This window comes from Nonomuraea glycinis (assembly GCF_035920485.1).
Lineage (GTDB): Bacteria > Actinomycetota > Actinomycetes > Streptosporangiales > Streptosporangiaceae > Nonomuraea > Nonomuraea glycinis.
On sequence record NZ_CP109166.1, the window covers coordinates 9,107,088 to 9,133,815 of the forward strand.

The 26,728-nt window shown below is 70.6% G+C and carries 24 protein-coding genes; 11 read left to right on the top strand and 13 right to left on the bottom strand.

The genetic code is table 11. The features are described 5' to 3' along the window. The first annotated feature begins 42 nt into the window (after window positions 1-42). The gene (locus OHA68_RS42905; RefSeq protein ID WP_327105371.1) at window positions 43-900 is read left to right on the top strand and encodes a neutral zinc metallopeptidase; all 858 of its coding nucleotides are present in this window, start codon (window positions 43-45) and stop codon (window positions 898-900) included. Between the two features lie 95 nt (window positions 901-995). After that, window positions 996-1,772: a neutral zinc metallopeptidase gene (locus tag OHA68_RS42910; RefSeq protein ID WP_327105372.1), complete on the top strand. Its 777-nt coding sequence runs from the start codon at window positions 996-998 to the stop codon at window positions 1,770-1,772. 28 nt (window positions 1,773-1,800) lie between these two features. On the opposite strand, the gene OHA68_RS42915 is transcribed toward OHA68_RS42910, so the two are convergent. The 5 genes from OHA68_RS42915 to OHA68_RS42935 all read right to left on the bottom strand — a co-directional run bounded on the left by OHA68_RS42915 (window position 1,801) and on the right by OHA68_RS42935 (window position 7,356). Continuing rightward, window positions 1,801-3,006, bottom strand: coding sequence for an ROK family transcriptional regulator (locus OHA68_RS42915; protein WP_189143798.1), 1,206 nt, complete (start codon window positions 3,004-3,006; stop codon window positions 1,801-1,803). 35 nt (window positions 3,007-3,041) lie between these two features. Continuing rightward, on the bottom strand, window positions 3,042-4,304 hold the full coding sequence (locus OHA68_RS42920) for a sugar ABC transporter permease (RefSeq protein WP_327105373.1): 1,263 nt from the start codon (window positions 4,302-4,304) through the stop codon (window positions 3,042-3,044). Then, window positions 4,301-5,056, bottom strand: a complete 756-nt coding sequence (locus OHA68_RS42925; protein ID WP_327105374.1) for an ATP-binding cassette domain-containing protein — start codon at window positions 5,054-5,056, stop codon at window positions 4,301-4,303. Before OHA68_RS42925 ends, OHA68_RS42920 begins: the two co-directional genes overlap by 4 nt. Window positions 5,057-5,123: 67 nt before the next feature. After that, complete coding sequence (locus tag OHA68_RS42930; RefSeq protein ID WP_327105375.1) at window positions 5,124-6,248, bottom strand: sugar ABC transporter substrate-binding protein; 1,125 nt, start codon at window positions 6,246-6,248, stop codon at window positions 5,124-5,126. A 382-nt stretch (window positions 6,249-6,630) separates the two neighbouring features. After that, window positions 6,631-7,356 (bottom strand): sulfite exporter TauE/SafE family protein, encoded by a 726-nt coding sequence (locus OHA68_RS42935; protein WP_327105376.1) that lies wholly within the window; start codon window positions 7,354-7,356, stop codon window positions 6,631-6,633. Window positions 7,357-7,457: 101 nt separating this feature from the next. On the opposite strand from OHA68_RS42935, the gene OHA68_RS42940 reads away from it, so the two are divergent. The 3 genes from OHA68_RS42940 to OHA68_RS42950 all read left to right on the top strand — a co-directional run bounded on the left by OHA68_RS42940 (window position 7,458) and on the right by OHA68_RS42950 (window position 9,307). Beyond that, complete coding sequence (locus OHA68_RS42940; protein ID WP_327105377.1) at window positions 7,458-7,793, top strand: hypothetical protein; 336 nt, start codon at window positions 7,458-7,460, stop codon at window positions 7,791-7,793. Continuing rightward, window positions 7,759-8,088 carry a type II toxin-antitoxin system PemK/MazF family toxin gene (locus tag OHA68_RS42945; RefSeq protein WP_327105378.1) on the top strand — a complete coding sequence of 110 codons (330 nt, stop codon included), beginning with the start codon at window positions 7,759-7,761 and terminating at the stop codon, window positions 8,086-8,088. Before OHA68_RS42940 ends, OHA68_RS42945 begins: the two co-directional genes overlap by 35 nt. Window positions 8,089-8,428: 340 nt before the next feature. Then, complete coding sequence (locus OHA68_RS42950; RefSeq protein ID WP_327105379.1) at window positions 8,429-9,307, top strand: neutral zinc metallopeptidase; 879 nt, start codon at window positions 8,429-8,431, stop codon at window positions 9,305-9,307. Between the two features lie 428 nt (window positions 9,308-9,735). Here the strand turns inward: OHA68_RS42950 and acnA are convergent, their stop codons facing one another. Further along, entirely contained in the window at window positions 9,736-12,507 is a 2,772-nt protein-coding gene (acnA, locus tag OHA68_RS42955; RefSeq protein WP_327105380.1) for an aconitate hydratase AcnA, read from the bottom strand. A 141-nt stretch (window positions 12,508-12,648) separates the two neighbouring features. Then, window positions 12,649-13,377 (bottom strand): metal-dependent hydrolase, encoded by a 729-nt coding sequence (locus tag OHA68_RS42960; RefSeq protein ID WP_327105381.1) that lies wholly within the window; start codon window positions 13,375-13,377, stop codon window positions 12,649-12,651. A gap of 243 nt (window positions 13,378-13,620) precedes the next feature. On the opposite strand from OHA68_RS42960, the gene OHA68_RS42965 reads away from it, so the two are divergent. Both OHA68_RS42965 and OHA68_RS42970 read left to right on the top strand, forming a co-directional pair. Continuing rightward, a complete protein-coding gene (locus tag OHA68_RS42965) occupies window positions 13,621-14,328 on the top strand; it encodes a PadR family transcriptional regulator (protein ID WP_327105382.1) in 708 nt (235 codons plus the stop codon). A 56-nt stretch (window positions 14,329-14,384) separates the two neighbouring features. After that, window positions 14,385-14,876, top strand: a complete 492-nt coding sequence (locus OHA68_RS42970) for a DUF1707 SHOCT-like domain-containing protein (protein ID WP_327105383.1) — start codon at window positions 14,385-14,387, stop codon at window positions 14,874-14,876. Between the two features lie 3 nt (window positions 14,877-14,879). On the opposite strand, the gene OHA68_RS42975 is transcribed toward OHA68_RS42970, so the two are convergent. The 5 genes from OHA68_RS42975 to OHA68_RS42995 form a co-directional block, all read right to left on the bottom strand. Then, a complete protein-coding gene (locus OHA68_RS42975) occupies window positions 14,880-16,280 on the bottom strand; it encodes a sugar porter family MFS transporter (protein ID WP_327105384.1) in 1,401 nt (466 codons plus the stop codon). A gap of 68 nt (window positions 16,281-16,348) precedes the next feature. Further along, window positions 16,349-16,471 (bottom strand): hypothetical protein, encoded by a 123-nt coding sequence (locus tag OHA68_RS42980; RefSeq protein WP_327105385.1) that lies wholly within the window; start codon window positions 16,469-16,471, stop codon window positions 16,349-16,351. Then, complete coding sequence (locus OHA68_RS42985; protein WP_327105386.1) at window positions 16,468-18,921, bottom strand: polynucleotide kinase-phosphatase; 2,454 nt, start codon at window positions 18,919-18,921, stop codon at window positions 16,468-16,470. The genes OHA68_RS42980 and OHA68_RS42985 overlap by 4 nt, the downstream gene beginning before the upstream one ends. Further along, the gene (locus OHA68_RS42990) at window positions 18,914-20,494 is read right to left on the bottom strand and encodes a 3' terminal RNA ribose 2'-O-methyltransferase Hen1 (RefSeq protein ID WP_327105387.1); all 1,581 of its coding nucleotides are present in this window, start codon (window positions 20,492-20,494) and stop codon (window positions 18,914-18,916) included. Before OHA68_RS42990 ends, OHA68_RS42985 begins: the two co-directional genes overlap by 8 nt. Window positions 20,495-20,542: 48 nt before the next feature. Further along, window positions 20,543-21,457, bottom strand: a complete 915-nt coding sequence (locus tag OHA68_RS42995) for an LLM class F420-dependent oxidoreductase (protein WP_327105388.1) — start codon at window positions 21,455-21,457, stop codon at window positions 20,543-20,545. Window positions 21,458-21,609: 152 nt separating this feature from the next. On the opposite strand from OHA68_RS42995, the gene OHA68_RS43000 reads away from it, so the two are divergent. Genes OHA68_RS43000 through OHA68_RS43015 form a run of 4 tightly spaced genes read left to right on the top strand, consistent with a single transcriptional unit; the run spans window position 21,610 to window position 25,465 of the window. After that, complete coding sequence (locus tag OHA68_RS43000) at window positions 21,610-22,605, top strand: glycoside hydrolase family 18 protein (RefSeq protein ID WP_327105389.1); 996 nt, start codon at window positions 21,610-21,612, stop codon at window positions 22,603-22,605. Window positions 22,606-22,638: 33 nt separating this feature from the next. Beyond that, window positions 22,639-23,757, top strand: a complete 1,119-nt coding sequence (locus tag OHA68_RS43005) for a sensor histidine kinase (protein WP_327105390.1) — start codon at window positions 22,639-22,641, stop codon at window positions 23,755-23,757. Continuing rightward, entirely contained in the window at window positions 23,754-24,869 is a 1,116-nt protein-coding gene (locus OHA68_RS43010; RefSeq protein WP_327105391.1) for a sensor histidine kinase, read from the top strand. The genes OHA68_RS43005 and OHA68_RS43010 overlap by 4 nt, the downstream gene beginning before the upstream one ends. Next, window positions 24,866-25,465 (top strand): response regulator transcription factor, encoded by a 600-nt coding sequence (locus OHA68_RS43015; RefSeq protein ID WP_327105392.1) that lies wholly within the window; start codon window positions 24,866-24,868, stop codon window positions 25,463-25,465. Before OHA68_RS43010 ends, OHA68_RS43015 begins: the two co-directional genes overlap by 4 nt. Here OHA68_RS43015 and OHA68_RS43020 read toward each other — a convergent pair. Continuing rightward, entirely contained in the window at window positions 25,462-26,712 is a 1,251-nt protein-coding gene (locus tag OHA68_RS43020) for a class I SAM-dependent RNA methyltransferase (RefSeq protein ID WP_327105393.1), read from the bottom strand. The genes OHA68_RS43015 and OHA68_RS43020 overlap by 4 nt on opposite strands. Between the last annotated feature and the right edge of the window lie 16 nt (window positions 26,713-26,728).

Genomic DNA, 26,728 nt, shown 5'->3' on the forward strand with positions numbered 1-26,728 from the left:
CCGCACACGTTTGTCCGATCTTGACCTAGTCTTTCCCTCACTATGAACACTCTCCCCCTGAAAAAATTGTCGTCACTCCTGGCCGCCGGCGTGGTCCTCTCGCTGGCCGGCGCAGGGACGGCGGTGGCCGAGGCGGCGCCCGCCAACGCCGGACAGCAGATCACACAGCCGGCCCAGCAAGCGCAGAAGACCGCGCCGCCGCGCGGAAAGGCCGCGGCGACGGCCAACCCGCTCTACCGGACCGGACGCCTGGCCGGCTCCAACTGCTCCCCGGGCAGCCTGCCCAGGGGCAGCACGTCCGCGTACAAGCGCTTCCTCACCCGCGTGACCAACTGCCTGAACAGGTCCTGGGCTTCGCAGTTCCGCAAGGCCGGGCTGAGCTTCAGCAAGCCCAGGCTGCGGATCATCACCAGGAAGGTCAACACCCCCTGCGGCCGATGGAGCCCGGGCGCCGACGGCATCTACTGCTCCGGCAACCGCACCATGTACATGCTGATCACCAAGCAGAACCTGCGTAACCCGTACGCGCTCGGCATCACCCGCCTGATGGCCCACGAGTACGGCCACCACGTGCAGCAGGTCTCCGGCATCTGGAACTACTACACGGTCGCCAGCAACCGCGCCGGCGGCTCCGCCCGGCTCCTGCTCTCGCGCCGGTCCGAGCTGCAGGCCGAGTGCTTCTCCGCGAACTTCATGAACACCGTCCGCGACAGCCTCCCGGTGCCCCCGGACGAGTGGAACCGCACCGTGGACTGGTTCCGCCAGAACGGCCACAAGGCCTGGACGCGCAACGACCACGGCAAGGGCCCGACGCAGGCCTACTGGATGACGCGCGGCTTCAGCACCGGCTCCGTCGGCGCCTGCAACACCTGGTCCGTCTCCTCCAGGCGGGTCGCCTAGCACCCACCTCCTGCCGCCCCTCCACCAGGGGCGGCAGGGGTGAATGCCAAGGTTACGTAAACAAACAACCATAAAGTGGTCTAAGATCCGCGATCGTGCGTATTCCCCTTATTGCCGCGTCTATCTGCATGGTCGCGGGTCTGGCGTTATCAGGTACGGCTAGCGCCGAGACGATCTCCCCCGCGGCGGCCACGGGGCTGCCCGCCGTACTGACCAAGAACAAGATCTATCGGTCGGGCACCCCCTCCCCCCAGTCATGCGCCATCCCCGAGATCCGCACGGGCAGCGCCGCCTCCGTGAAGGTGTTCCACCGGGCGATGGCCGCGTGCGCCAACCGGTTCTGGGCCGCCCGGTTCAGGGCGATCGGCCTGCGCTACACCCCGCCGAAACTGGCCATCACGACCGGCAGCAACTCGGTGTGCGGCAGGATCACCTCCAACGGCGCCCAGTACTGCCCGCAGCAGCGCACCATCGCCATCCGGATCATGAAGAGGGACCTGCGCGACCCGTTCAAGATGAACATCGCGCACTCCGTCGCCCATGAGTGGGGCCACCACGTTCAAGAGCTCACCGGCATCCTGGACGCGCAGAACAGGCTCTTCTGGCGGGCGAGCAGGACGGGGCGCACCACGCTGAGCCACCGCCTGGAGATGCAGGCCGAATGCTTCGCCGGCGTCTTCTACCGGGCCACGCTCGACTCCGTCGACCCCGGTATCACCTGGAGCCAGTGGATCAACGCGGTCCGTCAGGCGGGCGAGAGCAAGGTCCACGGCAAACCGCGCAACCTCGCCTACTGGCAGGACCGCGGCTTCGACGGGGCCTCCGCCCGCTACTGCAACACCTGGACCGCTCCGGGCGGCAGGGTGACCTGAGCTGAGCGGGTGGCCTGAGCGGGGTCGGCTAGGTGCCGGCCCTGGCCAGCACCTCCAGCGGATCGGCGAGCACGTGGGCGAAGGCCAGCTCGGCCGCGCCCACGAGGGTCGCGTCGTCCGCCAGCGCCGAGGTGCGCAGCCGCAGCCGCTCCCGCTGGGGGGCCATGGCGTGCAGCGCCAGCCTGCTGCGCACCTGGGCCGCCGAACCGAGATAGATCTCCCGCAGGATGCCCCCGAAGATCACCATCTCCGGGTTGAAGATGTTGATCAGGTTGGCGACGCCCAGGCCGAGCCAGTCGCCGACCCTCTTGAGCGCCTCCTGCGCCACGATGTCGCCCCGGTCCGCCGCCTCGACCACGGCCCGGACCGCTTCCCGGCCGCGCTGGTCGGCGGGGAAGCGGCCGGCGGACTCCAGCAGCGCCCGCTCCCCCACCTCGGCCTCCAGGCAGCCGCGGGAGCCGCAACCGCAGGCCCTGCCGCCGGGGTTGACCACCATGTGGCCCACCTCGCCGCCGTAGCCGTCGTGGCCGCCGAGCAGATGGTTGCCGGCAATGATGCCCCCGCCGATGCCGACGTCGCCGTGCAGGTAGATGAGGTCCTTGACGGCCACGCCGACGCCCCGGCTGTGCTCGGCGAGCGCCGCCAGGTTGGCGTCGTTGCCGACGCTCACCGGCAGGCCGAGGCCGAGCCTGCGGCCCAGCTCCTCGCCGAACGGCACGTCCTCCGTCAGCAGGTTGGGGCCGAACCTGATCACGCCGTCGCCCTTGCGCACCCCGCCGGACACCGCCGCCGCGACGCCCACGCAGACGGTGTCGTCCCTGGTCCTGCGCCGCATCTGCCGGGCGAACCCGGCCAGCGTGCCGGTCAGCTCGCCCACCACGAACGGGCCGCGCCGGCGCACCGTCTCCTTGCGATCAAGGATCACGCCGCCCAGCCCGACCCGCGCCACCGCCAGCCGGTCCGGCCCCACGTCGAACGCGAAGACGTACACGCGCGAGGACTCCGGCCGCACCACGAGCGACGGGCGCCCGGCGCGGCCGGTCTCGCGCGGCAGCTCCTCGCGCACCAGCCCGGCCGCGGTGAGGTCGGAGGTGAGGGCCATGATGGTGCTGCGGTTGAGGCCCATCTTGGCGGTGAGCTCGGCGCGCGAGATCGGCCCGCCCAGGTGGACATGGCGAAGCAGCGCGCCGAGGTTGTGGCGCCTGATGTCCTCCTGGGAGGGCCCGGCACGCATGGTCTGAGGTTCCTTGTACGGGTGGAAGTCGCTGATCACCTTAGACCAGCGGCGGCCGCCCGTTTGCGCGCCAGCGCGTCCACGCCCGCCGCCAGCAACAGCACGCTACCGGTGACCAGGTACTTCACGCTCGATCCGTACCCCATCAGGGCCATGCCGTTCTCGATCACCGCGACGACGGCGCCGCCGAGGATCGCGTCGAGCACCCGCCCCTTGCCGCCGAACAGGCTCGTGCCGCCGATCACGGCCGCGCCCACCGCGTACAGCAGCACCGAGCTGCCGCCGGTGTTCGGGTCGACGGAGCTGGCCCTGGAGGCGGCCACGATGCCGCCGACCGCCGCCATCGAAGAGCAGATGACGAAGGCGCTGACCTTGATCCGGTCGACCGCGATGCCGGCCCTGCGGGCCGCCTCCGCGTTCCCGCCGACGGCGTAGAGGTGCCGCCCGAACGCGGTACGGCGCAGCACGAACGTCCAGATGATCAGCAGCACCAGGATCACCGGGACCACGATCGGCACGCCGGTCAGCGAGGTGAGCAGCGCGTTGCGGCTGCGCTCCAGGTTGAGCACGTACACCGCGACGCCCGCGATGACCGCCAGCGAGCCCACCCGGGCCAGGATCAGCGACAGCGGGTCGGCGGCCAGCCCGCGCTGCGCGCGCTTCCTGGCCCGCAGGAACTGCACCGCCGCGTAGATGCCCACGCCCACCGCGTACGTCGCCCAGCCGAGCCACGGCGGCAGGTTCCGGGTCGCGATCGCGACGATCACTTCATCCCGGATCGAGATGTTCGTGCCCTCGTCCACCAGCACCAGGACGAGACCCTGGAAGGCGAGGAAGGCCGCCAGCGTCACCACGAACGACGGGATGCCCACCTTGGCCACCAGCCCGCCGAGCATCAGGCCGATGAGCACACCGGTGATGATCGCGGCCACCACGCCGACGTACCACGGCAGGCCCATGTTGGTGAGCGTCACCGCCAGCACCGCCGCGCACACGCCGCTGGCGAAACCGGCCGACAGGTCGATCTCGCCGAGGAGCAGCACGAACACCAAGCCCATCGCGATCAGCGTGACCGCGGCGCCCTGGGTGAACAGGTTGGCGAAGTTGATCGCCGTGAGGAACGCGGGCCGCGCGATGGCGAAGACCGTACAGAGCACGACCAGGCCGAGCACGGCGGGCAGCGCGCCCATGTCGCCGCCGCGCACCCGCTCCACGTACGCGCGCACGCTGTGCCCGATCGACGGCGAGTTCGCCGCGGTGGCGACCACCTCGCCGGGCAGTTCTTTGACCTTGTTCATGGCATGATCCCCAGGTCTCCGCTACGGCCGGACGTGATCAGTTCGACGACCTGCGCGTGGGTCACGTCGGCGGTCTTGACCTGGGCGGCCATCCTGCCGAGGTAGAGCGCCGCGATCCGGTCGGAGACGGCGAAAACATCGTTCATGTTGTGTGAGATGAGCACCACGGCCAGGCCCTTGTCGGCCAGCCTGCGCACCAGTTCGAGCACCTGGGCCGTCTGGGCGACGCCGAGCGCGGCGGTCGGCTCGTCGAGGATGACGACCTTGCTGTTCCACAGCACGGCCTTGGCGATGGCGACGGTCTGCCGCTGCCCACCGGACAGGCTCGAGACCTGCTGCCTGATGGACTTCACGGTGCGGACGGACAGGCCGCTGAGCGTCTCCTGCGCCATCTCCTCCATCGAGGCCTCGTCGAGCACCAGGCCCCTGCGGCGTTCGCGGCCGAGGAACATGTTCTGGACGATGTCCAGGTTGTCGCAGAGCGCGAGGTCCTGGTAGACGATCTCGATGCCGAGTGTGCCCGCGTCGCGGGGACCGTGCACCTGGACCGGCTTCCCGTCGAAGAGGATGTCGCCGGAGTCGATCGGATAGATACCGCCGACGCACTTGACCAGCGTCGACTTGCCGGCGCCATTGTCGCCGACCAGCGCTGTCACCTCGCCCGCGTGGGCGGAGAAGGCGACGTCGTGCAGGACCTGCACGGGGCCGAAGCTCTTGTCGATCCCGCGCACTTCGAGCAGGGGGGTCGTCATGGGTCTCCCTTGGGAGGGGTACGGCCCGCGCCCGAGCGCGGACCGTACCCTGTGCCGGTTGATCTACTTACTGAATTCCTGCTTCCGTGCACTTCTCGGCGAAGTCATCGGTGCACAGTTCTTCCTTGGTGACGAAACCGTCGGCCACAACGTCCTTGACGTTGTCGATGTAGATGGCCTGCGGGTCCAGCAGCTCCGCCGGGACGTCCTGACCGGTGTCCGTGTCCTTGACGCTGCCGCTGGCCGTGGGCTTCTCGCCCTTGGCCAGGGCCACCGCCAGCGCGGCGGCCGCGTCGGCCTCCTTCTTGACGGCCTTGTACACGGTCATGCACTGGTCGCCCGCCAGGATGTTCTGCAGGCCCTGCACGGTGGCGTCCTGGCCGGTGACCGGCACCTTGCCGTTGAGCTTGTTCTTCTTCAGCATGGTGATGGCGGCGTTGCCGAGACCGTCGTTGGCCGCCAGCACGCCGGCGATCTTCGGCTCCTTGGTCAGCATCTGCTCGAAGAGCGTGCCGGCCTGGGCGTTGTCCCAGTCGGGCACGGACTGCTCCGGGCCCTTGACGTACTCGCCCGCGTCGAACTTGGGCTTGAGCACGCCGTCGTAGCCGGCCTTGAACAGGGTCGCGTTGTTGTCGGTCGGCGAGCCGTTCAGGTAGGCCACGATGGGCTTGTCGGCCTTCTTGTCCGACAGACACTTGACCAGGCCCTCACCCTGTAGGGTGCCGACCTTGGTGTTGTCGAAGCTGACGTAGTAGGCGGCGCCGCCGCCCACGGTCAGCCGGTCGTAGTCGATCGTGGGCACGCCCTGCGACTTGGCCTTGTCGATGACCGTCTTGCCGGTGCCGCTGTCCAGGTTGACGATCATCAGCACGGTAGCGCCGTTGGTGATCATCTGGTCGGCGATGGTCTGGAACGCCGTCTTGTCGTTCTGCGCGTTCTGGATGTCGTATGCCACACCCGCGGCCTTGAACGCCTCTTCGAGGTACTTGCGGTCCGCCGTCTCCCACCGAGCGGAGGACTTGCTGTCGGGCAGGATGACGCCGATCTTGCCCGCTGCTTGCTGAGAGGCCTCGGCCGCTGGGGCCGAGCTGGAGGTCGAGGTGGTGGTCGAGCCGCCGTCGCCCCCGCAGGCGGTAAGACCGAGTGCGAGCGCGGCCGCCGAAGCGGTCAGGCTGAGGATCCCCTTGCGCATATGCAGGGTCCTTTCTTCCGGAGGGGCCCGGATGAATGTTGTTTGCGGCAACGTATTCCGGCGACCGCCTGCTTTGGAAGACCTTCGGAGGGGGGAGTTTGTTGTTCCCGGTAACAATCCTGAAACGCCGCCTCCACCTTCCCGACACCCGGGGGACTCCCCGCCTTCCGCACCCTTGCCGGTATACGTTTTCCGCTGATCAGCCGTTTCAGGGTCGTCACCACGGGGACCGGCCGGCTGTGCGCCCCAGGGCGGCGGTCCGGTCAGCGGCCGTTTCCCTGGAGGCCCTCGGCCACGTGCGGCGGGTGGCCGAACCTGGCCTGCCGTACAGAGTTCTCAGGAGGTGAGGCTCTGGACGATCAGGATGCGAGGCTCTGGACGATCAGGATGCGAGGCTCTGGACGATCAGGATGAGGGCCGAGAGGGAGGCCACCACGAGGACGGCCGCCCGCACCTTGCCGCCGTCCAGATAGCGGCGCAGCGGCCCGGACACCAGGAATCCGGCGATCATCGGCACGATGAGGCAGGCGCCGACCGCGAGCGCCCGAGCCGGCAGGTGGTCGACCAGGGCCAGGATGGCGAGCGACTGGGCGGCGCTCAGGAAGAAGAACATCGCCAGCGTCGCCCGGATCTCCGGCCCCTTGGCCGTCTGGTAGATCAGCGCGATCGGCGGCCCGCCGATGCCCGTCGCGGTGCCGGTGATCCCCGAGACGAACCCGGCCCCGGTCATCGTGAACCCGTTGCGCGGCAGGCTCACCGCGCGGGCCGTGAGCCCCACCGCCACGAGCACCATGACGCCGACGAGGACACCTAAAGTGTAGACAGAAATGTAGACCACGATGAGTGCACCAATGGCGCTCCCCGGCAGCCTTCCCAGGACCGCGAAACCGATCCCCCGCCAGTCCACCCGCCGCCACTCCGCAGCCAGGGTGAACAGCGGCAACGTCATGTTGACCACCTGGATCGCACCGGGCATCACGGCCGGCTCCAGCAGCACCAGCACCGGCACAGCGACCAGCCCGAGCCCGAAACCCACGGCCCCTTGAACGATCGCCCCCACGAAAACAGCTAAACCGCCGATTATCAGGATAAATGCCTCGTTAACCATGGAGGCAAGTCAATCATCTTTACTCTCTGTTGCCATACGTGCTGCGAGAGTGACTGTTGGATGTAGGGTTTACCCACAGACGCTGACGTAGCTTTGGGAGTATGCAGATGAAACCGAAGGCCACGACGATTCGCGTCAGCGTCCAGACCAGAGACAGGATCGCAGCACTGGCGAGAAAGGCAGGTGAACCCATGACCGCGATCATCGACCAGGCCATCCGGGAGATGGAGAAGAAGCACCGCTGGCAGCACGTCGCGGAGCAGATCGAGCACACCCAGAGGACGGACCCACAAGGGTGGGCCGACTATCTAGCCGAATCCCAGCTGGTTCAAGGGCCACTTCCCCGCTCCAGGCGCATCGCGCCCGAGTGGGAGGGGCTCATCACGTTTCCCGAGGAGAGCGATGAGGGTAATCCAGGGCGAGATCTGGCTCGCTAACCTGGGCGAGCCGAGTGGTCGCGAGCAGGGCTACCGTCGCCCGGTGCTCGTCATCAGCAACGACGACTTCAACACGGCGACCCCGGTGAAGATCATTGTCCCGCTGACCACGACGGATCGGGGGTGGGACAACCACATCCCGATCGGCTGCGAGGGGACCGGCCTGGACAAGCCGAGCTGGGCCATGGTGGAGCACGTGCGCAGCGTCTCCCCTCAGCGGTTCAGCAGCAGGATCGGCATCGCTTCCGATGAGGTCATCCACGAGGTCACCGACTGGATCACCGACATGATCTAGCGGGGCTTCTGCCACCCGGCGAAATGTTGGTTCGCCGGGTGGCAGCCTCATCTTGCCACAGGCGACCGTCCGTCACCCGCGGGTGACACAAGCCCTCGCTCCTCTAAGCTGCGTGATCGTGCTCGTCCTCATCCCCCGCAGTCGGCCCCCGCTCACGCCGGCCACCCGACGGCCTGGATCCGCCGCGACCACACCGCTCGGCTCTGCCCGAACCGTGCCGCCCGGCTCTCCTTCGATCACACCTTTCAAGTCGGCTCAGAGCCCGCTTAAAACCGGATCGGCTTGGGTCACGGCGCCCACGGTCGGATCGGGGCGGGGCAAGAGCGGATCGGCGCGGGGCTTGGGCAGGGGCGGGCCGGCCTGGGGCGCGGCCAAGGTCCGATCGGCGCGGGGCGTGGGCAAGGGCGGGCCGGCCTGGGGCGCGGCCGAGGTCCGATCGGCGCGGGGCGTGGGCAAGGGCGGGCCAGCCTGGGGAGCGGTCTTGGTGGTCACGTGTCTGGCGGTCCTCCTGCCGGCGGCGGTCGCGCAGGCGGCACCGTACCGGGATCCGCTGGCGAGGACCGGAAAGCTGGCCGTGGGTTCGTGCGCCGAGCCGGCGATCGTCCAGGGCGGCATCCCTCGGACCCGCGAATACCTCACGGCGGTCCTGAAATGTCTGGATAATTCGTGGTCGGCGCACTTAGCCCGAGCCCGGCTGCCCTTCCGCAAGCCCGCCGTACGCTTCTACGAGGCTCCCGAGCACCGGGTGTGCGGCGTTCCGTGGCCGCAGGATGCCGCCGCCTTCTACTGCACGAACCGGGGCAGGCTGGTCTTCCCGCTCACCGGTCACTGGATCGAGGACCGCACGGACCTCTACCCGTTCAAGGTCGCCGCCCACGAGTACGGCCACCACGTCCAGAGCCTGACCGGCATCAGGCCCCGCTACGAGTCCGCCGTCCGGGCCGGGAAAGAGCCTCAGGCGGAGCTGAGCCGTCGCTACGAACTTCAGGCCGACTGCCTGTCCGGCGTGTTCCTGGGCAGCGTATGGCGCTCACTGGACCGTACGGACCGCGACTGGGCGGCGCTGCTGGAGGCGACCAGGGCGAGCGGGGACGACGCCGACGGCCACCGCGGTCACGGCAGCGGCGCCACCCGCGCCCGCTGGCTCAAGCGCGGCTACCAGACGCTCTCCCCCAGCGCCTGCGACACCTGGTCGGCCCCCTCCCGCGCACTCTCCTGAACCGCCACACCCTGCGACACCTGGTCGGCCCCCTCCCGCGCACTCTCCTGAACCGCCACATCCTGCGGCACCTGGTCGGCCCCCTCCCGCGCGCTCTCCTGAACCGCCACATCCTGCGGCACCTCAACGCCACCATCGGGGCGGAACATGCCGGCACACGCCCCTCGCCCGGAACGTCCCGTGGTGTCCTTCCGAGCGCGCCGCGGCCCCTCGGAATCCGGGAGCTCCCGAGCGCGCCACCGCCGGGACGCCAAAGAGCCGCCAGGCGGTGATGTCCGCCTGGCGGCTCCCCTTGACCGGGTGATGTGGTGCCCCCGATGCGGGCGGCCGAGGATCGCGCCCGTGCCCTGCCGCCAGGCGGCCGGGCCCCCGGCGCCCGCGCCCCGGCTCATGGCCGGAGCGTGGGCCCGGGACGCCTGGACGCGCGGTCAGGACTTGGCGAGCAGCCCGCGCAGCACGTACTGCATGATGCCGCCGTGCCGGTAGTAGTCGGCCTCGCCGGGGGTGTCGATGCGCAGCACCGCGTCGAACTCCACGTCGCCTGCCTTGACGTGCACGGTCCGCGGGATGCCGCCCTCGTTGAGCGCGGTGACGCCGCTGATCTCGAACGTCTCCTCGCCGGTCAGCCCGAGCGACTCCGCCGTGACCCCCTCGGGGAACTGCAGCGGGAGCACGCCCATGCCGATCAGGTTGGAGCGGTGGATGCGCTCGTAGGACTCGGCGATGACGGCGCGGACGCCGAGCAGCGCGGTGCCCTTGGCCGCCCAGTCGCGCGAGGAGCCGGAGCCGTACTCCTTGCCGGCCAGCACGACCAGCGGCGTGCCCGCCGAGGCGTAGTTGGCCGAGGCGTCGTAGATGAACGACACCGGCGCGTCGGCCTGGGTGAAGTCGCGGGTGTAGCCGCCTTCGGTGCCCGGCGCGATCTGATTGCGCAGGCGGATGTTGGCGAACGTGCCGCGGATCATCACCTCGTGGTTGCCGCGCCGCGAGCCGTAGGAGTTGAAGTCCTTGACCTCGACGCCGTGCTCGCGCAGGTATTCGGCGGCGGGGGTGCCGGCCTTGATGGAGCCGGCCGGCGAGATGTGGTCGGTGGTGACCGAGTCGCCGACCTTGACCAGCACGCGGGCGCCGGCGATGTCGGTGACGGGCTCCGGCTCCACCGGCATGCCCTCGAAGTAGGGGGCCTTGCGCACATAGGTGGAGTCGGGGTCCCACTCGAAGGTGTCGCCCGTCGGGATGGACAGCGAGCGCCAGTGGTCGTCGCCCTCGAAGACGTCGGCGTAGTCGCGCTCGAACATCTCGCGCCCGATCGAGGAGTGCACCACGTCGGCGATCTCCTCGGGCGACGGCCAGATGTCGCGCAGGAACACCGGCTCGCCGTCGGCGCCCGTGCCCAGCGGCTCGGTGTCGAGGTCGAGGTCCATGGTCCCGGCCAGCGCGTAGGCGACCACGAGCGGCGGCGAGGCCAGGTAGTTCATCTTGACGTCGGGGTTGATCCGGCCTTCGAAGTTGCGGTTGCCGGACAGCACGGCGGTGACCGCGAGGTCGTTGGCCTGGATCGCCTCGGAGATCTCCGGCTCCAGCGGGCCGGAGTTGCCGATGCAGGTGGTGCAGCCGTAGCCGACGAGGTTGAAGCCGATCTTGTCGAGGTAGGGCTGGAGGCCGGAGCGCTCGAAGTAGCCCGTGACGACCTGCGAGCCGGGCGCCAGCGAGGTCTTGACCCACGGCTTGCGGGTCAGGCCCTTGTCGACGGCGTTGCGGGCGACCAGGGCCGCGCCGAGCATGACGTACGGGTTGGAGGTGTTGGTGCACGAGGTGATCGCGGCGATGGAGACGATGCCGTGGTCGATCTCGAAGGAGGTGCCGTCGGCCAGTGTGACCGGCACCTTCTTGTGCGGCCGCGAGCCGTTGAGATGGGCGGCGTGCGGCTGGTCCCCGGCGCCGTTGTGGCTGATCGCCGGGGAGTCGGAGGCCGGGAAGGACTCGTCGGACGCCTCGTCGACGGGGCCCAGGTCGGCCGGCGCGTAGTCCTTGACGGCGGCGCGCCAGGCGCGCTTGGCGTCCGACAGCGCGATGCGGTCCTGCGGGCGCTTGGGACCGGCGATCGACGGCACGACGGTGCCGAGGTCGAGCTCGATGTACTCGGAGAAGACCGGCTCGGGCGCCGACTGGTCGAGCCACATGCCCTGGGCCTTGGCGTAGGCCTCGACGAGCGCGATCTGCTCCTCGGAGCGGCCGGTCAGGCGCAGGTAGTCGATGGTCTGGCCGTCGACGGGGAAGATGGCGCAGGTCGAGCCGAACTCGGGGCTCATGTTGCCGATCGTGGCGCGGTCGGCCAGCGGCACGGAGGCGACGCCGTCGCCGTAGAACTCGACGAACTTGCCGACCACACCGTGCTTGCGCAGCATCTCGGTGATGGTCAGCACCAGGTCGGTGGCGGTGGCGCCGGCGGGCAGCTTGCCGCTGAGCTTGAAGCCGAGGACGCGCGGGATCAGCATGGAGATCGGCTGGCCGAGCATCGCGGCCTCGGCCTCGATGCCGCCGACGCCCCAGCCGAGGACGCCGATGCCGTTCTCCATCGTGGTGTGGGAGTCGGTGCCGACGCAGGTGTCGGGGTAGGCCTTGCCGTCCCTGGTCATCACGACGCGGGCCAGGTGCTCGATGTTGACCTGGTGGACGATGCCGGTGCCGGGCGGGACGACCTTGAACTCGTCGAAGGCCGTCTGGCCCCAGCGGAGGAACTGGTAACGCTCGCGGTTGCGCTCGTACTCGCGCTCGACGTTGCGCCGGAAGGCGTCCGGGTGCCCGAAGTAGTCGACGATGACCGAGTGGTCGATGACCATCTCGGCGGGGGCCAGCGGGTTGATGCGGGCCGGGTCGCCGCCCAGGTCGCGGACGGCCTCGCGCATGGTGGCCAGGTCGACCACGCAGGGCACGCCGGTGAAGTCCTGCATGATGACGCGGGCGGGGGTGAACTGGATCTCCACGCTCGGCGCGGCCGCGGGGTCCCAGCCGCCGAGCGCGCGGATGTGGTCGGCGGTGATGTTGGCGCCGTCCTCGGTGCGGAGGAGGTTCTCCAGCAGGATTTTCAGGCTGTACGGGAGGCGGGCAGCGCCCTCGACGGCATCCAGCCGGAAGATCTCATAACTCGCGTCACCGACGCGTAGCGTGTCACGGCTGCCGAAGCTGTTCGCGGACACGGTGGTTCGCCTCCTCCATAGACAGTTGCTAAGTGAATCCTGCCGCACCTCGGAAACGATCAGCACATTAGGTGACCCTAAGTCCAGGTCGCGGCGGATGTCTCGATGTCAAGATATCTCGGAAAGTATCTCGACATCAAGTTAAAGGGGGGCCAGCCGCCAGAACAGCAGGCCGACGATGGCGACCGAGAGCACCGGGGCGAGGATCTTCTGCTCGAACTTCTTGCCGGTCTTGATGCCGATCTTCCACGGCAGTAGGAACTTGACCGACAGCGGCCAGAGCACCGGACAGCCCCGCTCCGTCAGGCAGTCGCCCACCACGTGCGCGAAACTGCCGATCCCGACGGCCAGCCCCAGCCAGGCGTAGCCCACCCCCTGCGACATGAAGACGGCGTAGAGCCCGGCGGTGAGCCCGATGTTGACCAGCGCGGAGCCGAGCTTCTTGCCCGGGATGCCGATGCCGAGCGCGCGCAGGGCCAGCCCGATGAGCAGCACGACCATGATGTCGCGGCCGATCGGATAGGTGTTGGCCAGGAAGTGCGCGCCGAACCCGATCGCCACCGCGAAGGCCAGCGAGTGCGTGGCGCCTCTGTGCCCGCCGCTCGCCCAGGACACCGCCTTGCTCAGCATCCAGGTGACCGGCCCGAACGTCTGGGCGATCGTGGCGCTGGGGTGGTCGAGGTCGGGCAGCATCGCGGCACCCGCGCAGATGATCGCTCCCGCGATGAGCTCGGTCGGGCTCAGGGCGGCGGCCATGATCCCGGTCTCGATGAAGCGCGAGGACTCGTTCAGCAGCGGTAACGCGGCCAACGGCGGCGCCAGGCCCAGCCAGGCGATGGCCCCCGTGAGCGCATGAGTGTGGCCCATCATGATCGGACTGTACGCCAAACTCGCCGGCAACGCAGACGAGGTCGTCTCCGCGGCGACAGCACCCCCCAGCCCTGCCGACGCGGAACGACCTCGTCTGCTCTGAATAACGGCCCCCCACCCCATCCTGTTCCCGGATTCCTGAAGTTTTTGGTGATCTGTCTCACTTGCCGGATTGCATTGCCAACGACATGCCAAAGATATATCTTTGAAGAGTCGAGAACAGTCTCAGAAGGAGAACCTCAGATGACGTACGCACAAGCGGCGGGCGGGCCCTGGCCCGACGCACGCGAGTTCAAGAAGGCCGCCCGCGAGGCGATCGACGCCGTGGCCGGCGCCTTCGAGCAGGGACGCGAGCACCACCACCACGGCGGCCCGCACGAGCACCGGCACCGCGGCAGGCGCGGGCCCGGCCAGTTCCCGTTCGACTTCGGGCGAGGCCCCTGGGGGCCCGGACCGTTCGGCGGGCACCGAGGCTGGGGCGGCAGACCGCGCAAGGCCAAGCGGGGCGACGTCCGCGCCGCGATCCTGGCGCTGCTGGCCGAGGAGCCGCGCAACGGCTACCAGATCATCCAGGAGATCGCCGAGCGCAGCGAAGGCGGCTGGAAGCCCAGCCCCGGCGCCGTCTACCCGGCGTTGCAGCAGCTCACCGACGAGGGCCTGGTCATCTCCGTCGAGAACGAGGGCCGCAAGACGTTCCGGCTGACCGAGTCCGGCCAGGCCTACATCGACGCGCACGCCGACGAGGTCAGCGCCCCGTGGGACGACATGCGGCCCGACATCGACGACAACACGGCGGACCTGTGGGACACCGCCCGGCAGTCCGCGTTCGCGATGATGCAGATTCTGCAGACCGGAAGTGACGCACAAATCCGCGAAGCGCGTAAGACTCTGGGTGAGACCCGGCGCAAGCTCTACCAGATCCTGGCCGACGGCGACCCGGGCGAGGAGTGACCGGCGTGACCAGTGCCGCACTGGCAGGCGGGCTCGGAGAGAGGAATCAATCCGGCATGGACCCTAACGATCTCCGCATCGGCGACGCCGAGCGCGAGCAGACCATGGCCGCCCTGCGCGAGCACTTCGCGGCAGGCCGCCTGAACCACGAGGAGCTCGACGAGCGCCTGGACCAGACCCTGGCGGCGCGCACCGCCGGCGAGCTGGTCCAGGTGACGGCCGATCTGCCGGGCAGCAAGGTGCCGGGCTACCGCGAGCCGGTCGCGCCGCACGACGCGAACGACTGGCGGGAGGCGATGCGCGCGCAGCGCAAGCAGATGCGGGCGCTGCACCACCAGCACCGGGAGGCGCATCACCGCGGCCGGCCGGGTCCCCCCTGGCGTGGTCACCACGGCCCCGGCCCGATCCTGCCGTTCCTGTTCGTCCTGGTGATGATGGGGTTGATCTTCGGCGGGGCCGGCGTGTTCAAGGTGCTGTTCTTCGTCTGGATATCGGCCATGATCTTCACCTTCGTCAGCCGGCGCCTGCACCGCCACCGCCGGGACTGAGTGTCACCCCATCTCTTCGAGCCGCCGGCCCTTGGTCTCCTTGAGCCATCTGGCCACGAAGAGGAAGGAGAGCACGGCGAAGAGCGCGTACATGGCGTAGGTGAGCGGCAGGTTCCACGCCGACAGCGCCGGGAAGGTCACCGTGATCAGCCAGTTCGCCACCCACTGAGCCGCCGCCGCGACACCCAGGGCGGCGGCTCGGATCCGGTTGGGGAACATCTCGCCCAGCAGCACCCAGACCACCACGCCCCACGACAGCGCGAAGAACAGCACGAACGCGTTGGCGGCGATCAGCGCGACCAGGCCCTGCACATCGGGCAGCGAGACCTCCCCGCCGACGGTCCTGGCGGAGCTGAAGGCGAAGGCGGCGGTGGCCAGCGAGATCGCCATCCCGGCGGAGCCGATGAGCAGCAGCGGCTTACGGCCGATCCGGTCGACCAGGGCGATGGCGATGAAGGTGCCGATGATGTTGATGACCGAGCTGGAGAAGCTGATCAGCAGGGAGTCGGCCTGGTTGATGCCCACCGACTGCCACAGCACCGACGAGTAGTAGAAGATCACGTTGATGCCCACGAACTGCTGGAAGACCGACAGGACGATGCCGATCCAGACGATCGGCAGCAGTCCGAGCGCGGGCCCGCGCAGGTCCTTCACCGTCGGCCGGTCCTCGGTCCTGAGCACGTGCCTGATCTCCTGCACGCGGGCGTCGACGTCCACGTCCGCGTTCTCGACCTGGCTCAGCACCTGACGAGCCTGCTCGTGCCGGCCGGCCATGACGAGATAGCGGGGCGACTCGGGAATGACCGAGGCCAGCAGGAGGTAGAGCAGGGCCGGCACGACGCACGCCCCCAGCATCCACTGCCAGGCCTGCAGCCCCCACAGCACGTTGTTCACGTCCCCGTCCGCCACCCGGACGAGCACATAGTTGACCAGCTGGGAGCAGGCGATGCCGAGCACGATCGCGAGCTGCTGGAACGAGCCCAGCCTGCCGCGGTAGGCGGCGGGCGCCACCTCGGCGATGTAGGCGGGACCGAGCACGGACGCCATCCCGATCGCGAACCCCGCCAGGAGCCGCCACACGGTCAGGTCCCAGACGGCGAACGGGAGCATCTGCCCGATCGAGCTGACGGCGAACAGGGTCGCCGCCGCCTGCATCGACCTGGTCCGCCCCCACCGGTCGGCGAGCCCGCCCCCGATCCACGCGCCCATGGCCGAGCCGAGCAGCGCGATGGCGACCACCACGCCGATCTCCACCGGGCCCACCTGGAAATGCCGCTGGATACCGACGACGGCGCCGTTGATCACCGAACTGTCGTAACCGAACAGGAATCCGCCCATGGCCGCCGAGGCCGCGATGAAGACGACGTGGCGCAGATTCTCCTGGCGCACATGATCAGTAGCCATACCGATCCCTTCCCCGGAGAGAAGGGCCTACCCCTGGACACCGTGCGTGATGTCCCGATCACCCGATCTCAGCGGGTGAGCCAGAAGACCGCGACGGCCACCGCCGCCACCGCCAGCGCCAGCCCGTAGAGGAGCAGGGCCCTGACGAGGCGACGGCGGAGGTACCCGGGGCGGTGCCGGTCGGCGGTCACAGGCGCGGATCCACGGGCTCGGACTCCAGCGCCAGCACCCCGAAGACCGGCTCGTGCACCCGCCAGCCCGCCTCCCCCTCGGCCAGCCGCGCCAGCGCCTCCAGGCCGAGCGCGTGCTCGCGCAGCGCGAGCGAGCGCTTCTTGCCGAGAAAACGCCTGCGCAGTACGTCCAGCGACTCGGTGTAGTCAGGGCCGTAGATGATCCGCAGATACTCCCTGCCCCGGACCTTGACGCCCGGCTGGACCCGCCCGCCCACGTGCGCGGCGGGCTTGACCACCATGCCCTCGCCGCCCTGCGCGGTCATGGACTCCCACCACGCCACCGCCTCGGCCCGCAACCGCGCGGAGTCCAGGGAGACGACGACGTGCCGGGTCTGCGTGATCATGGGCGAGTCGAGCAGCGCCAGCGTCTCCAGGTGCCAGGCGTGCGGCTCCAGGGCCGTGGCCCTGCCCTCGCACGCCAGGATCTGGAACGGCGCCAGCCGCACCCCGTCCAGGCCGTCGACCGGCCAGCAGTAGCGTGCGTACGCGTCCCGGAACAGGGCGGCGTTGCCGGCCCGCTGCCGGGTGCGGGCCAGCAGCCCGCCCACGTCCAGCCCGCGCCCGGCCGCCGCCTCCAGCGCCGACACCGCCTCGGGCAGCGCGGCCCGCGCGGCGGCCCCGACGGAGGCGTACTGACTCCTGATCAGCTCGCCCGCCTTGGCCGACCAGGGCAGCAGCTCGCAGTCGAGCACCACCCAGTCGGTGCCGAGCGCCTCCCACAGCGGCTCGCACGCCTCGCGCAGCCGCTCGACCAGCGGCTCCAGGTCGGTGAAGAACGGCCGGCCGGTGCGGGTGTAGACGGCGCCGCCGCCGGCGACGCCGAACCGCTTCAGCGCCGCCTCGGGAGTCCTGGCGAGTACGGCCACCGCCCGCGAGCCCATGTGCTTCTCCTCGCACACCACCTCGCCGACCCCGGCCGCGGCGAACTCGTCGAACGCCTCGTCCGGGTGCTCCAGGTAGCCGTCGAGCGCGGACGTCTGGGCCGGCGCCATGGTCGGCGGCAGGTACACCAGCCAGCGCGGGTCCACCGCGAACCGGCTCATGACCTCCAGGGCCGCGGCCGCGTTCTCCTCGTGCACCTTGATCCGCCCGGCGAACCTGGTCTCGATGTGCCGGGTGCCCCGCACGTCGCCGATGTCCAGCAGCGCCGGGTCACGGGCCGGTCCGGCGAGTGGCTTGACCGACTCGTACCAGACCTTCTCGGCGGGCACCTGGACCAGCTCCCGCTCGGGGTAGCGCAGCGCGGTGAGGCTGCCGCCGAAGACGCAGCCGGTGTCGAGGCAGATCGTGTTGTTGACCCACTCGGGCCGGGTGGTGGGCGTGTGGCCGTAGACGACCATGGCCCGGCCGCGGTACTCCTCGGCCCACGGGTAGCGGACCGGCAGGCCGTACTCGTCGGTCTCGCCGGTGGTGTCGCCGTACAGGGCGAACGCGCGGACCCGGCCGGACGCGCGGCCGTGGTAGGCCTCCTTGAGTCCGGCGTGCGCGACCACGAGCCGGCCGCCGTCGAGCACGTAGTGGCTGAGCAGGCCGTCCATGAAGGCGAGTGCCCGGGCGACGAACTCCGGCGGCTCGGCGGCGAGCTGGTCGAGCGACTCGCGCAGGCCGTGCGCCACCGTGACCTTGCGGCCCTGCAGGGCGCGGGCCAGCTTGGCCTCGTGGTTGCCCGCCACGCAGATCGCCGTGCCGGCCGCCACCATGCTCATGACCAGGCGCAGCACGCCGGGCGAGTCGGGGCCGCGGTCCACCAGGTCGCCGACGAACACGGCCGTGCGGCCCTCGGGGTGGGTGAGGCCCTCCCAGCCGAGCCGGGCGAGCAGCGACTCCAGCTCCGCGCGGCAGCCGTGCACGTCACCGATGATGTCGAACGGGCCGGTGAGCTCGCGCTTGTCGGTCCAGCCCTTCTCGTACGCGATCTCCGCGCGGTCGATCTCCTCGACGCCGCGCAGGACGTGCACCTTCCTGAAGCCGTCGCGGGAGATCTTGCCGAGCGAGCGGCGCAGGTCCTTGCGCTGGCGGATCACCACCCGGGCGCCGAAGTCGCGGTCGGGGCGGGTGGAGTTGCGCTCGACGGCCACCTCCTCCGGCACGTCCAGGACGATCGCCTCGGCCAGCACGTCGTGCTTCTTGGCCAGGTCGATGAGGCTCCGGCGGGCGGCGTACTGCACGTTGGTGGCGTCGACCACGGTGAGCAGGCCCCTGGACAGGCGCACGCCGACGATGTGGTGGAGCAGGTCGAACGCCGCCGGGGTGACCGTCTGGTCGTTCTCGTCGTCGGAGACCAGGCCGCGGCAGAAGTCCGACGAGATGATCTGCGTCGGCTTGAAGTGCCTGGCGGCGAACGTCGACTTGCCGCTGCCGGAGACGCCGACGAGCACGACGAGGGAGAGCTCGGGGATGCTAATCACGGACGAACACTCCCATCTGGGTGGGCGGGCCGAGGTCAGGATCTGGTTCGCCCACGGGCCTGACGGTGGCACGGTAGCCGTACCGACCGGCCACCCGGGCCACCCAGGCGGCGAACTCGGCGCGGGTCCACTCGAAACGGTGGTCGGGGTGGCGCAGCCCGGTGAGGAACTCGTAGCGGACGTTGTACTCGATGTTCGGCGTGGTCACCAGCACGTGACCGGGCCTGGCGTGCCCGAACACGACCTGTTCGAGCGCGGCCAGCCGGGGCGGGTCGACGTGCTCGACGACCTCCATGAGCACGGCCGCGTCATAGCCGGACAGCCGCTTGTCGGTGTAGGTGAGCGCGCCCTGGAAGAGGGTGAGCCTGGCCCGCTTGCCGTCGGGCATCCGGTCCAGCTTGAGCTTGCGGGCGGCGATGGTGAGCGCCATCGACGAGACGTCCATCCCGGCCACGCGGGCGAACCTCGGCCTGGACAGCAGCGCGCCGACCAACTCGCCCTTCCCGCAGCCCAGGTCGATCACGCTGGTCGCACCGAGCTCCTCCAGCGTCTCCAGTACGGCGATCCGCCGCTGCAGGTTGAGCGGCGCCCGCTTCACCACCCCGGCACCCTCAAGGTCAGCGCCATCGGACTCGGCGCCATCGGACTCGGGCGTCTCCTGCTGGGCCTCGGACGTTGTGGCATCCGGCCCGGCGGTTCCAGGCTCGGGCCGCTCCGCCTGGGCCTCGGGCTGCTCCGCCTGGGCCTCGGCCTCGGCCGCCGCCGCCTCGTCGGCGGCCGTCTCCTCCGCCGGGGCCTCCTCGGACACCGCGGGCTCCAGCCGCTCCTCGGGCTCGTCGCCCAGCTCGGCCAGGCGGGCCAGCGCGGTGCGCGCCATCGCCCAGCGGCGGCCGAGGTAGCGCCGGGTGATCATGGCGCGCTCCGGGTGGTCGCGCAGCCAGCCCTCACCGGCCCGGATCAGCTTGTCGATCTCGTCGGAGGCGATCCAGTAGTGCTTGCCGTCGTCGAGCACGGGCAGCAGCACGTACAGGTGGTTGAGCGCGTCGGCGAGCCGGACGGTGCCGCTCAGCGCGAGCCGGACGTAGCGCGAGTCGCCCCACTCGGGAAAGCCCTCGTCGAGCGGCATCGGCTGCGCCTCGACCCGCCAGCCGAGCGGCGCGAACAGCCGCTCCGCCAGCTCGGGCCCGCCTCGGCAGGGTAGCGCGGGCAGCCGGATCTCCAGCGGTAGCGGCGTGTCGGCCAGCTCCTGCCGGGAGGCGCACCGCCCGGCCCGCGCGGTCCTGAACACGTCGGCCAGCGCCACCGCCAGCAGCGAGGAGGCGGCGTAGGGCCGGTCGTTCACGTACTGGGACAGGCTGAAGTCGGGCGAGCCCTTGCCCCGCGACCGGGCCAGTGCGACCGGGTCGATGTCCAGCAGCAGCGCCGCGGTGCAGCGCTCGTCGCCGGCTTCGGGGTAGAACACGGTGGCCTCCCCGAACGACTGCCCGAACCGCTGCACCTTGTCGGGATGTTTGTGCAGCAGGAAACCCAGGTCGGTGGCGGGCCGGGCCGTCGTGGAGATCGTCAGAAGCACCGCCCAAGTCTGCCCCAGTCGGACAAAGGGCCGCCATCGTATTAGTCACTACACGTGCGGCAGCACCTCCGCGGCGATCAGCTCCAGGTGGTCGAGGTCCGCCAGGTCCATCACCTGGAGGTAGACGCGCTCGGCGCCGAGCTCGGCGATCCGGCCGATCTTCTCCAGCACCTCGGCGGGGCTGCCGGCCAGGCCGTTCTCGCGCAGCTCGGCCAGGTCCGTGCCGATGGCGGCCGCACGCCGCTCGAGCTCCGCCTGGTCACGGCCGACGCAGACGGTCTGCGCCGCCGACAGCGTGACGGTACGGCCGGTCTCCTGGACCGCCTGCCGTACCCGGCCGAAGGCCTCGCCGGTGGCGTCGAGCGCACGGAACGGCACGTTGTACTCGTCGGCGAAGGCCGCGGCGAGCCGGGGCGTGCGCTTGGCGCCGACGCCACCGATGATGATCGGCGGGTTGGGCCGCTGGGCCGGCTTGGGCAGCGCGGGCGAGTCGACGAGCCGGTAGTAGCGGCCGTCGTAGGAGAACGACTTCTCGGCCGTCCAGAGCCCCTTGACGATCTCGACCTGCTCCTCGAAGCGGCCGAACCGCTCCCCCGACGGCGGGAAGGGGATGCCGTAGGCGGTGTGCTCGGCGTCGAACCAGCCCGCGCCGATGCCCAGCTCCACCCGGCCGCCGCTCATCTGGTCCACCTGGGCCACGCTGATCGCCAGCGGGCCCGGCAGCCGGAACGTGGCCGGGCTCACCAGGGTGCCCAGCCTGATCGTGGACGTCTCCCTGGCCAGCCCGGCCAGGGTGATCCAGGCGTCGGTGGAGCCGGGACCCGGATCGCCCTCCCCGATGCGCCGGTAGTGGTCGGACCGGAAGAACGCGTCGAACCCCAGGCGCTCGGCGGCCTTGGCCACGGCGAGGAGATCGTTATAGGTGGCCCCCTGCTGGGGCTCGGTGAAGATTCGCAACTTCATGACGCCATTATCCGCTCATAACGGACGCCATCCGGAGATTGCCCCCGCGACACCGCGAACGCTTGCTAACGTCCACCCCCAAGCGCACTCTGTAGCCGCTCGAACACTCGGAGTGATTCATGTCGGCATCACGGCGTAAGAGGCGTCCGGGCATGCTCCCGCGCCCTTTCGCGGTCCTGTTCGCGCTGGCCCTGGCCGGGGCCACCGCGTTGGCGATCTCGCTGCTGCCCGCGCGGGCCACCCTCCAGCTCACCGTCCCCAGGCCGGCGCCGTCGTCGGCCGGGCCGGCCCCCGCCGCGCTGCTGGGACGGTCCACCTACGTCCGCTTCGTCGACACCGCGGCGGAGCCGGGCTTCGACCTGCCGGCCGACGCGCGCCGCAGCGGCGTGCGCTGGTACGCCCTCGGCCACCTGGTCGCGGGCCCCGACGGATGCACCTCGCGATGGGCCGGACGGCTGGACTTCGGCCACGACCCGGTGGCCAAGCGGATCGGCGGCCTGCGCGCCGTGGGCGCCGACGCCGGGCTGGTCTTCGGCGGTCCCGACGGCGGGGAGCCGGCGGCCACCTGCACCAGACCGGGCGCCCTGGCCGCCGCCTACCGCCGCGTCGTCGGCGCCTTCGACGCCGACTACGTCGACTTCGACCTGCGTACCGACAGTGAAGATCACGCGGCGACGGCGGTGCGGCGGGCGCGGGCCATCAGGGCGATGCAGCAGGAGCGGCGGCTGCGGGTCAGCTTCACGCTGCCCCTGCGCCCGTACGGGATCGCCACCCGCGACCTGGACACACTGCGCCTCACCCGCAAGGCCGGAGCCGACATCGGGGCCGTCAACCTGCTGGCCGACATCGAGCCGCACGCCGCCGCCGAGGGGCGGATGCAGCGGGTGGCGCTGGCCCTGCACGCGGCGCGCACCCAGCTCGCGCGGGCGCACGACCTGGCCGATCCGGAGCACGCCTGGCGGCGGCTGGCGCTGACCTGCGTACTGAAGGATCCGGACGATCTGAGCGAGACCGACGCCCGCAAGCTGACGGCCTTCGCCGACCGCTACGGGCTGGCCTGGCTGTCCGAGCGCGGGGCGGATCCCAAACCCGGCGTAGAAGGAATTCTGCGGCGCACATCCACGCGAACTATAGGATTTCCTGAGTAAGGGGCAGCTTTTGATCCATTAGGGGGATGCCGGGTGGCCACGAGGCCGGAGACGGCTAAGAAGATCCTTCTACGCTGGATGTACGGCTCGATGGCTCTCATGGGAGTCTTCTACTCCTGGTTCGTCGTCGCCGCCGCCATGGACGGCCGCGCCTCCCCGCCTGTCATGCTCGCCGTCCTGGTCAGCCTGGGCGGCGTCCTGGTGTTCTACTGCCTCATCCTCAGGGACGCCTATGACGACCGGCCGCTCCCCGCGGTGAAACTCGCCGTGAGCGCGCTGCTCACGGCGGCCGCGGTGGGGCTGCAGACGCTGAGTTCGCCCGTCGACGGCGGGACCTGGGAGTCGGTCGCCTACATCTGGCTCGCCTCGGCCACGCTGTACCTGCCGCTCTGGTCGATCGTCGGCCTCGGGACCGCCCTCACCGCCGGGCTCGCCGTCTACGCCTCGACCACGACCGACCTGTCGTGGCAGGGCTCGCTGATGACCTATCTGCTCAGCGCTCTGCTGTGGCCCGCGGCAACCTGGATCTGGTGCTGGCTGTGGCGGACCATCAGGGACGCGCACGACGGCCAGGCCGCCAAGGCCAGGCTCGCCGTGTCGGAGGAGCGGCTGCGCTTCGCCCGCGACCTGCACGACCTGCTCGGCCACAGCCTCTCCGTCATCACCCTCAAGAGCGAGCTGTCGGCCAAGCTGGCCACCAAGGACGCGGGCCGGGCCGCGAGCGAGATGTCGGAGGTGCGGCGCCTGGCCGCGGAGTCACTGGTCGAGGTGCGCGTGGCCGTGGACGGCTACCGCTCGCTCGACCTGGACGCGGAGCTGGCGGGCGTGCGCGCCGCGCTGGAGGCGGCCGGCGCCCGCTGCACGATCGAGGCCAGGGCCGACGAGCTGCCGCCCCCTGCCCGTACGCTGCTCGCCTGGGCGGTCCGGGAAGGGGCGACCAACGTGCTCAAGCACAGCCGGGCTACGCGGTGCTCGATCACGATCGACGGCGGGGTGCTGGAGATGCGCAACGACGGCGTGCACGCGCCGGCCGCCGGAACGGGCAGCGGCCTGCGCGGGCTCGCCGAGCGGATGGCCATCGCGGGCGGCTCCTTCTCCGCCACGCCCACGCCCGCCGGAGAGTTCGTGCTGCGGGCCGAGGTGCGGGCATGAGTGCGGGCCGAGGTGCGGGCCTGAGGAAGGCCACCAAGCTCGACAAAGTCCGCTGGCTCATCCTCTGCTCCGCCGACCTGGGCCTCCTGGCGGGCGTGCTCGGCGTCCTCGACGTCGTCTACCGCTGGCGGGAGGGGTGGCTCCCGGCGCCGCTGACCGTCACCGCCGTCGCTCTCGTTCTGATCGTGACCGTGCTGGCCTCCCGCTCGATCAGGATCGCCGTGAGAGGCGGGCCCCGGCCCACCTGGATGCTGGCGATCGCCGGGACGATGGTCCTGCTGCTGACCGTGATCCCGATCGTGTGGGTGATGCCGCTGTGGCTGGGGATGGCGGCACCCTTCGTCCGCAGGCGCACCCTGCTGCTGCTGTCCCTCGCCTCGTTCGCGGTGATCACCGTGTACGAGGCACTCGTCAACGGCTTCAACCTGCCGGGGCTCCTCCTGCAGGTCGCGGTCACCGTGGTCGTCGCCGGCGGCGTGCTGGCGAACCTGTGGCTGTGGCGGATCGCCAAGGAGGCGTACGAAGGGGAGGAGGCCAGAGCCCTGCTGGCCGTGTCGGAGGAGCGGCTGCGGTTCGCCCGGGACCTCAACGACCTGCTCGGGCAGAGCCTGACCGACATCGCGACCCGGACGGCGGGCGCCGAACAGGCGCTGCCCGTCGACCCTGAGGCGGCCGGCCGCGAGATGTTCGAGGTCCGCGATCTGGCCAGGCAGACGCTGCGCGAGGTGCGCCACACCGTGCAGAGCTACCGGACGCTCGACCTCGGCGAGGTGCTCGCCAGCGTGCGCGCGGTGCTGGAGGCGGCCGACGTGCGCTGCACCGTGGACGCCGAGACGGGCGAACTGACCGCCGAGACCCGCACCCTGCTCGCCACCGTGGTCCGCGAGGGAGCGACCAACGTGCTCAAGCACAGCAAGGCCCAGCACTGCACGATCACGATCAAGGAGGGGATCCTGGAGATGTCCAACGACGGCGTCACCGGCCCGACGGGCGAGCACGCGCCCAACGGACTGGGCGGCCTGGCGCAGCGCGTCAGCACCGCGGGCGGCGCGCTCTCCGCCGCGCCCACACCGCAAGGCGCCTACCTGCTCAGGGTCGTGGTGCCGGCATGACCACCCGCGTGCTGCTGGCCGACGACGAGCACCTCATCCGTGGCGCGATCGCCGCGCTGCTCGACCTGGAGGACGGGATCGAGGTCGTCGCCCAGGTCGGCAGGGGCGACGAGGTCCTGGCGGCCGTCGCCGAACACCGGCCGGACGTGGCCGTCCTGGACATCGAGATGCCCGGCATGGACGGGCTCAGCGCCGCCGAGCAGATCAGCTCCCAGTGCAAGATCGTGATCCTGACCAGCCTGGGCCGGCCCGGCTATCTGCGCCGGGCGATGGCGGCGGGGGTGAGCGGGTTCCTCGGCAAGGACGCCTCGGCCGAGGAGCTGGCCAGGGCCATCCACAAGGTGCAGTCCGGCGGCCGCTACCTGGACGCCGAACTGGCCGCCGCCGCCATGGCAGCCGGCGACAGCCCGCTCACCGACCGCGAGCGCGACGCGCTGCGACTGGCGGGCGACGGCCACACGATCTCCAGGATCGCCGCCGAACTGCACCTCACCGAGGGCACCGTACGCAACTACCTGTCGAGCGCGATGACCAAGCTGAACGCCCAGAACCGGCTGGAGGCCATCCGCACCGCCCAGCGCATGGGCTGGCTCTAGGCCCGGGTGAGCAGCGCCACGCACTCCACGTGGTGGGTCATCGGGAAGGCGTCGAACGCGCGCAGGTCCGTCAGGGGGTAGCCGCGCTCGGCCAGCCAGGCCAGGTCGCGGGCGAGGGTGGCCGGGTCGCAGGAGACGTAGACGATCCGCTGCGGCGTGAGTGCGGCGATCCGCTCCACCACGTCGCGGCCGAGCCCCGTACGGGGCGGGTCCACCACCACGAGGTCGGCCCGCTCGATCTGGAAGCGGTCGAGCGCCTCCTCCACCCGCCCGCGCTCCACCCGCGCCTGCGGCAGATCGCGCAGGTTGGCGCGGGCGTCGCGCACGGCCGCGGCCTCGGACTCCAGCCCGAACACCGCGCCCTCGGCCCCCACGCCCTCGGCCAGCCCGGCGGCGAACAGGCCGACGCCGCAGTAGAGGTCGAGGGCCCACTCCCCCGGCTCGGGCGCGGCGTAGGTCAGCACGGCGTCCAGGAGGATCTCGGCGGCGCCGGGATGCACCTGCCAGAAGCCGCTGCCGGCCACCCGGAACTCGCGGTCGCCGACCCGCTCGTGCAGCACGCCCGAGCCGCGCCTCGGGACGGTGCGGCCCTTGCCCTGGTCGAGCAGGATGGAGGCGTCCGCCTCAAGATCGGGGACGGCCACGCTGCGGCGGGGCCGCGGCGCGACCACGACGGCTCTGTCGCCGCCGGCCGAGGCGATCACCTCGACCGCGGCGGCTCCCGGCCACTCGTGGCCCTCGGCCCCGACGGCCTCCACCTCGGGGTGTGCGATCAGGCAGGCGTCGATCGGCAGGATGTCGTGCGAGCGGTGCTTACGCAGGCCGAGCCGGCCGTCGGGGAGCGCGGCGAACTGGACGCGGGTGCGCCAGCCGAGCCCGTCCTTGGCGCCCGGCACCTCCTCCACGACGACCTCCCGCTCGATGCGGGCCAGCCGGCGCAACTGCTCGGCGACCACGTCGCCCTTGAGCCGGCGCTGCGCGTCCAGGCTCGCGTGCTGCCAGTCGCAGCCGCCGCACCGCCCCGGCCCCGCGTAGGGGCAGGGCGGCACCACGCGGTCGGGGGACGCCTCCAGGATCTCCACGGCGTCGGCCCGCAGGAAGCGGGTGGTCTCCTCGGTCACCTCGACCCTGACCCGCTCACCCGGCAGGGCGTGCCGGACGAAGACCACCCGCCCTTCATGGCGCGCCACGCACCAGCCGCCATGGGCGACCGGACCTACTGTCAGCTCGAGAGATACCTGTTCCACACGGATACCCTATGCC

What these genes read in the sequence shown, in the direction of transcription:
- OHA68_RS42915 (WP_189143798.1), bottom strand. Translation starts at nt 3,006, where the DNA reads ATGCGTGCCGGGCCCTCCCAGGAGGACATCAGGCGCCACAACCTCGGC.
- OHA68_RS42975 (WP_327105384.1), bottom strand. Translation starts at nt 16,280, where the DNA reads ATGGCTACTGATCATGTGCGCCAGGAGAATCTGCGCCACGTCGTCTTC.
- OHA68_RS43000 (WP_327105389.1), top strand. Translation starts at nt 21,610, where the DNA reads ATGCTCCCGCGCCCTTTCGCGGTCCTGTTCGCGCTGGCCCTGGCCGGG.
- OHA68_RS42925 (WP_327105374.1), bottom strand. Translation starts at nt 5,056, where the DNA reads ATGACGACCCCCCTGCTCGAAGTGCGCGGGATCGACAAGAGCTTCGGC.
- OHA68_RS42930 (WP_327105375.1), bottom strand. Translation starts at nt 6,248, where the DNA reads ATGCGCAAGGGGATCCTCAGCCTGACCGCTTCGGCGGCCGCGCTCGCA.
- OHA68_RS42920 (WP_327105373.1), bottom strand. Translation starts at nt 4,304, where the DNA reads ATGAACAAGGTCAAAGAACTGCCCGGCGAGGTGGTCGCCACCGCGGCG.
- OHA68_RS42995 (WP_327105388.1), bottom strand. Translation starts at nt 21,457, where the DNA reads ATGAAGTTGCGAATCTTCACCGAGCCCCAGCAGGGGGCCACCTATAAC.
- OHA68_RS42905 (WP_327105371.1), top strand. Translation starts at nt 43, where the DNA reads ATGAACACTCTCCCCCTGAAAAAATTGTCGTCACTCCTGGCCGCCGGC.
- OHA68_RS43015 (WP_327105392.1), top strand. Translation starts at nt 24,866, where the DNA reads ATGACCACCCGCGTGCTGCTGGCCGACGACGAGCACCTCATCCGTGGC.
- OHA68_RS42970 (WP_327105383.1), top strand. Translation starts at nt 14,385, where the DNA reads ATGGACCCTAACGATCTCCGCATCGGCGACGCCGAGCGCGAGCAGACC.
- OHA68_RS42935 (WP_327105376.1), bottom strand. Translation starts at nt 7,356, where the DNA reads ATGGTTAACGAGGCATTTATCCTGATAATCGGCGGTTTAGCTGTTTTC.
- OHA68_RS43010 (WP_327105391.1), top strand. Translation starts at nt 23,754, where the DNA reads ATGAGTGCGGGCCGAGGTGCGGGCCTGAGGAAGGCCACCAAGCTCGAC.
- OHA68_RS42940 (WP_327105377.1), top strand. Translation starts at nt 7,458, where the DNA reads ATGCAGATGAAACCGAAGGCCACGACGATTCGCGTCAGCGTCCAGACC.
- OHA68_RS42965 (WP_327105382.1), top strand. Translation starts at nt 13,621, where the DNA reads ATGACGTACGCACAAGCGGCGGGCGGGCCCTGGCCCGACGCACGCGAG.
- OHA68_RS42960 (WP_327105381.1), bottom strand. Translation starts at nt 13,377, where the DNA reads ATGATGGGCCACACTCATGCGCTCACGGGGGCCATCGCCTGGCTGGGC.
- OHA68_RS42945 (WP_327105378.1), top strand. Translation starts at nt 7,759, where the DNA reads ATGAGGGTAATCCAGGGCGAGATCTGGCTCGCTAACCTGGGCGAGCCG.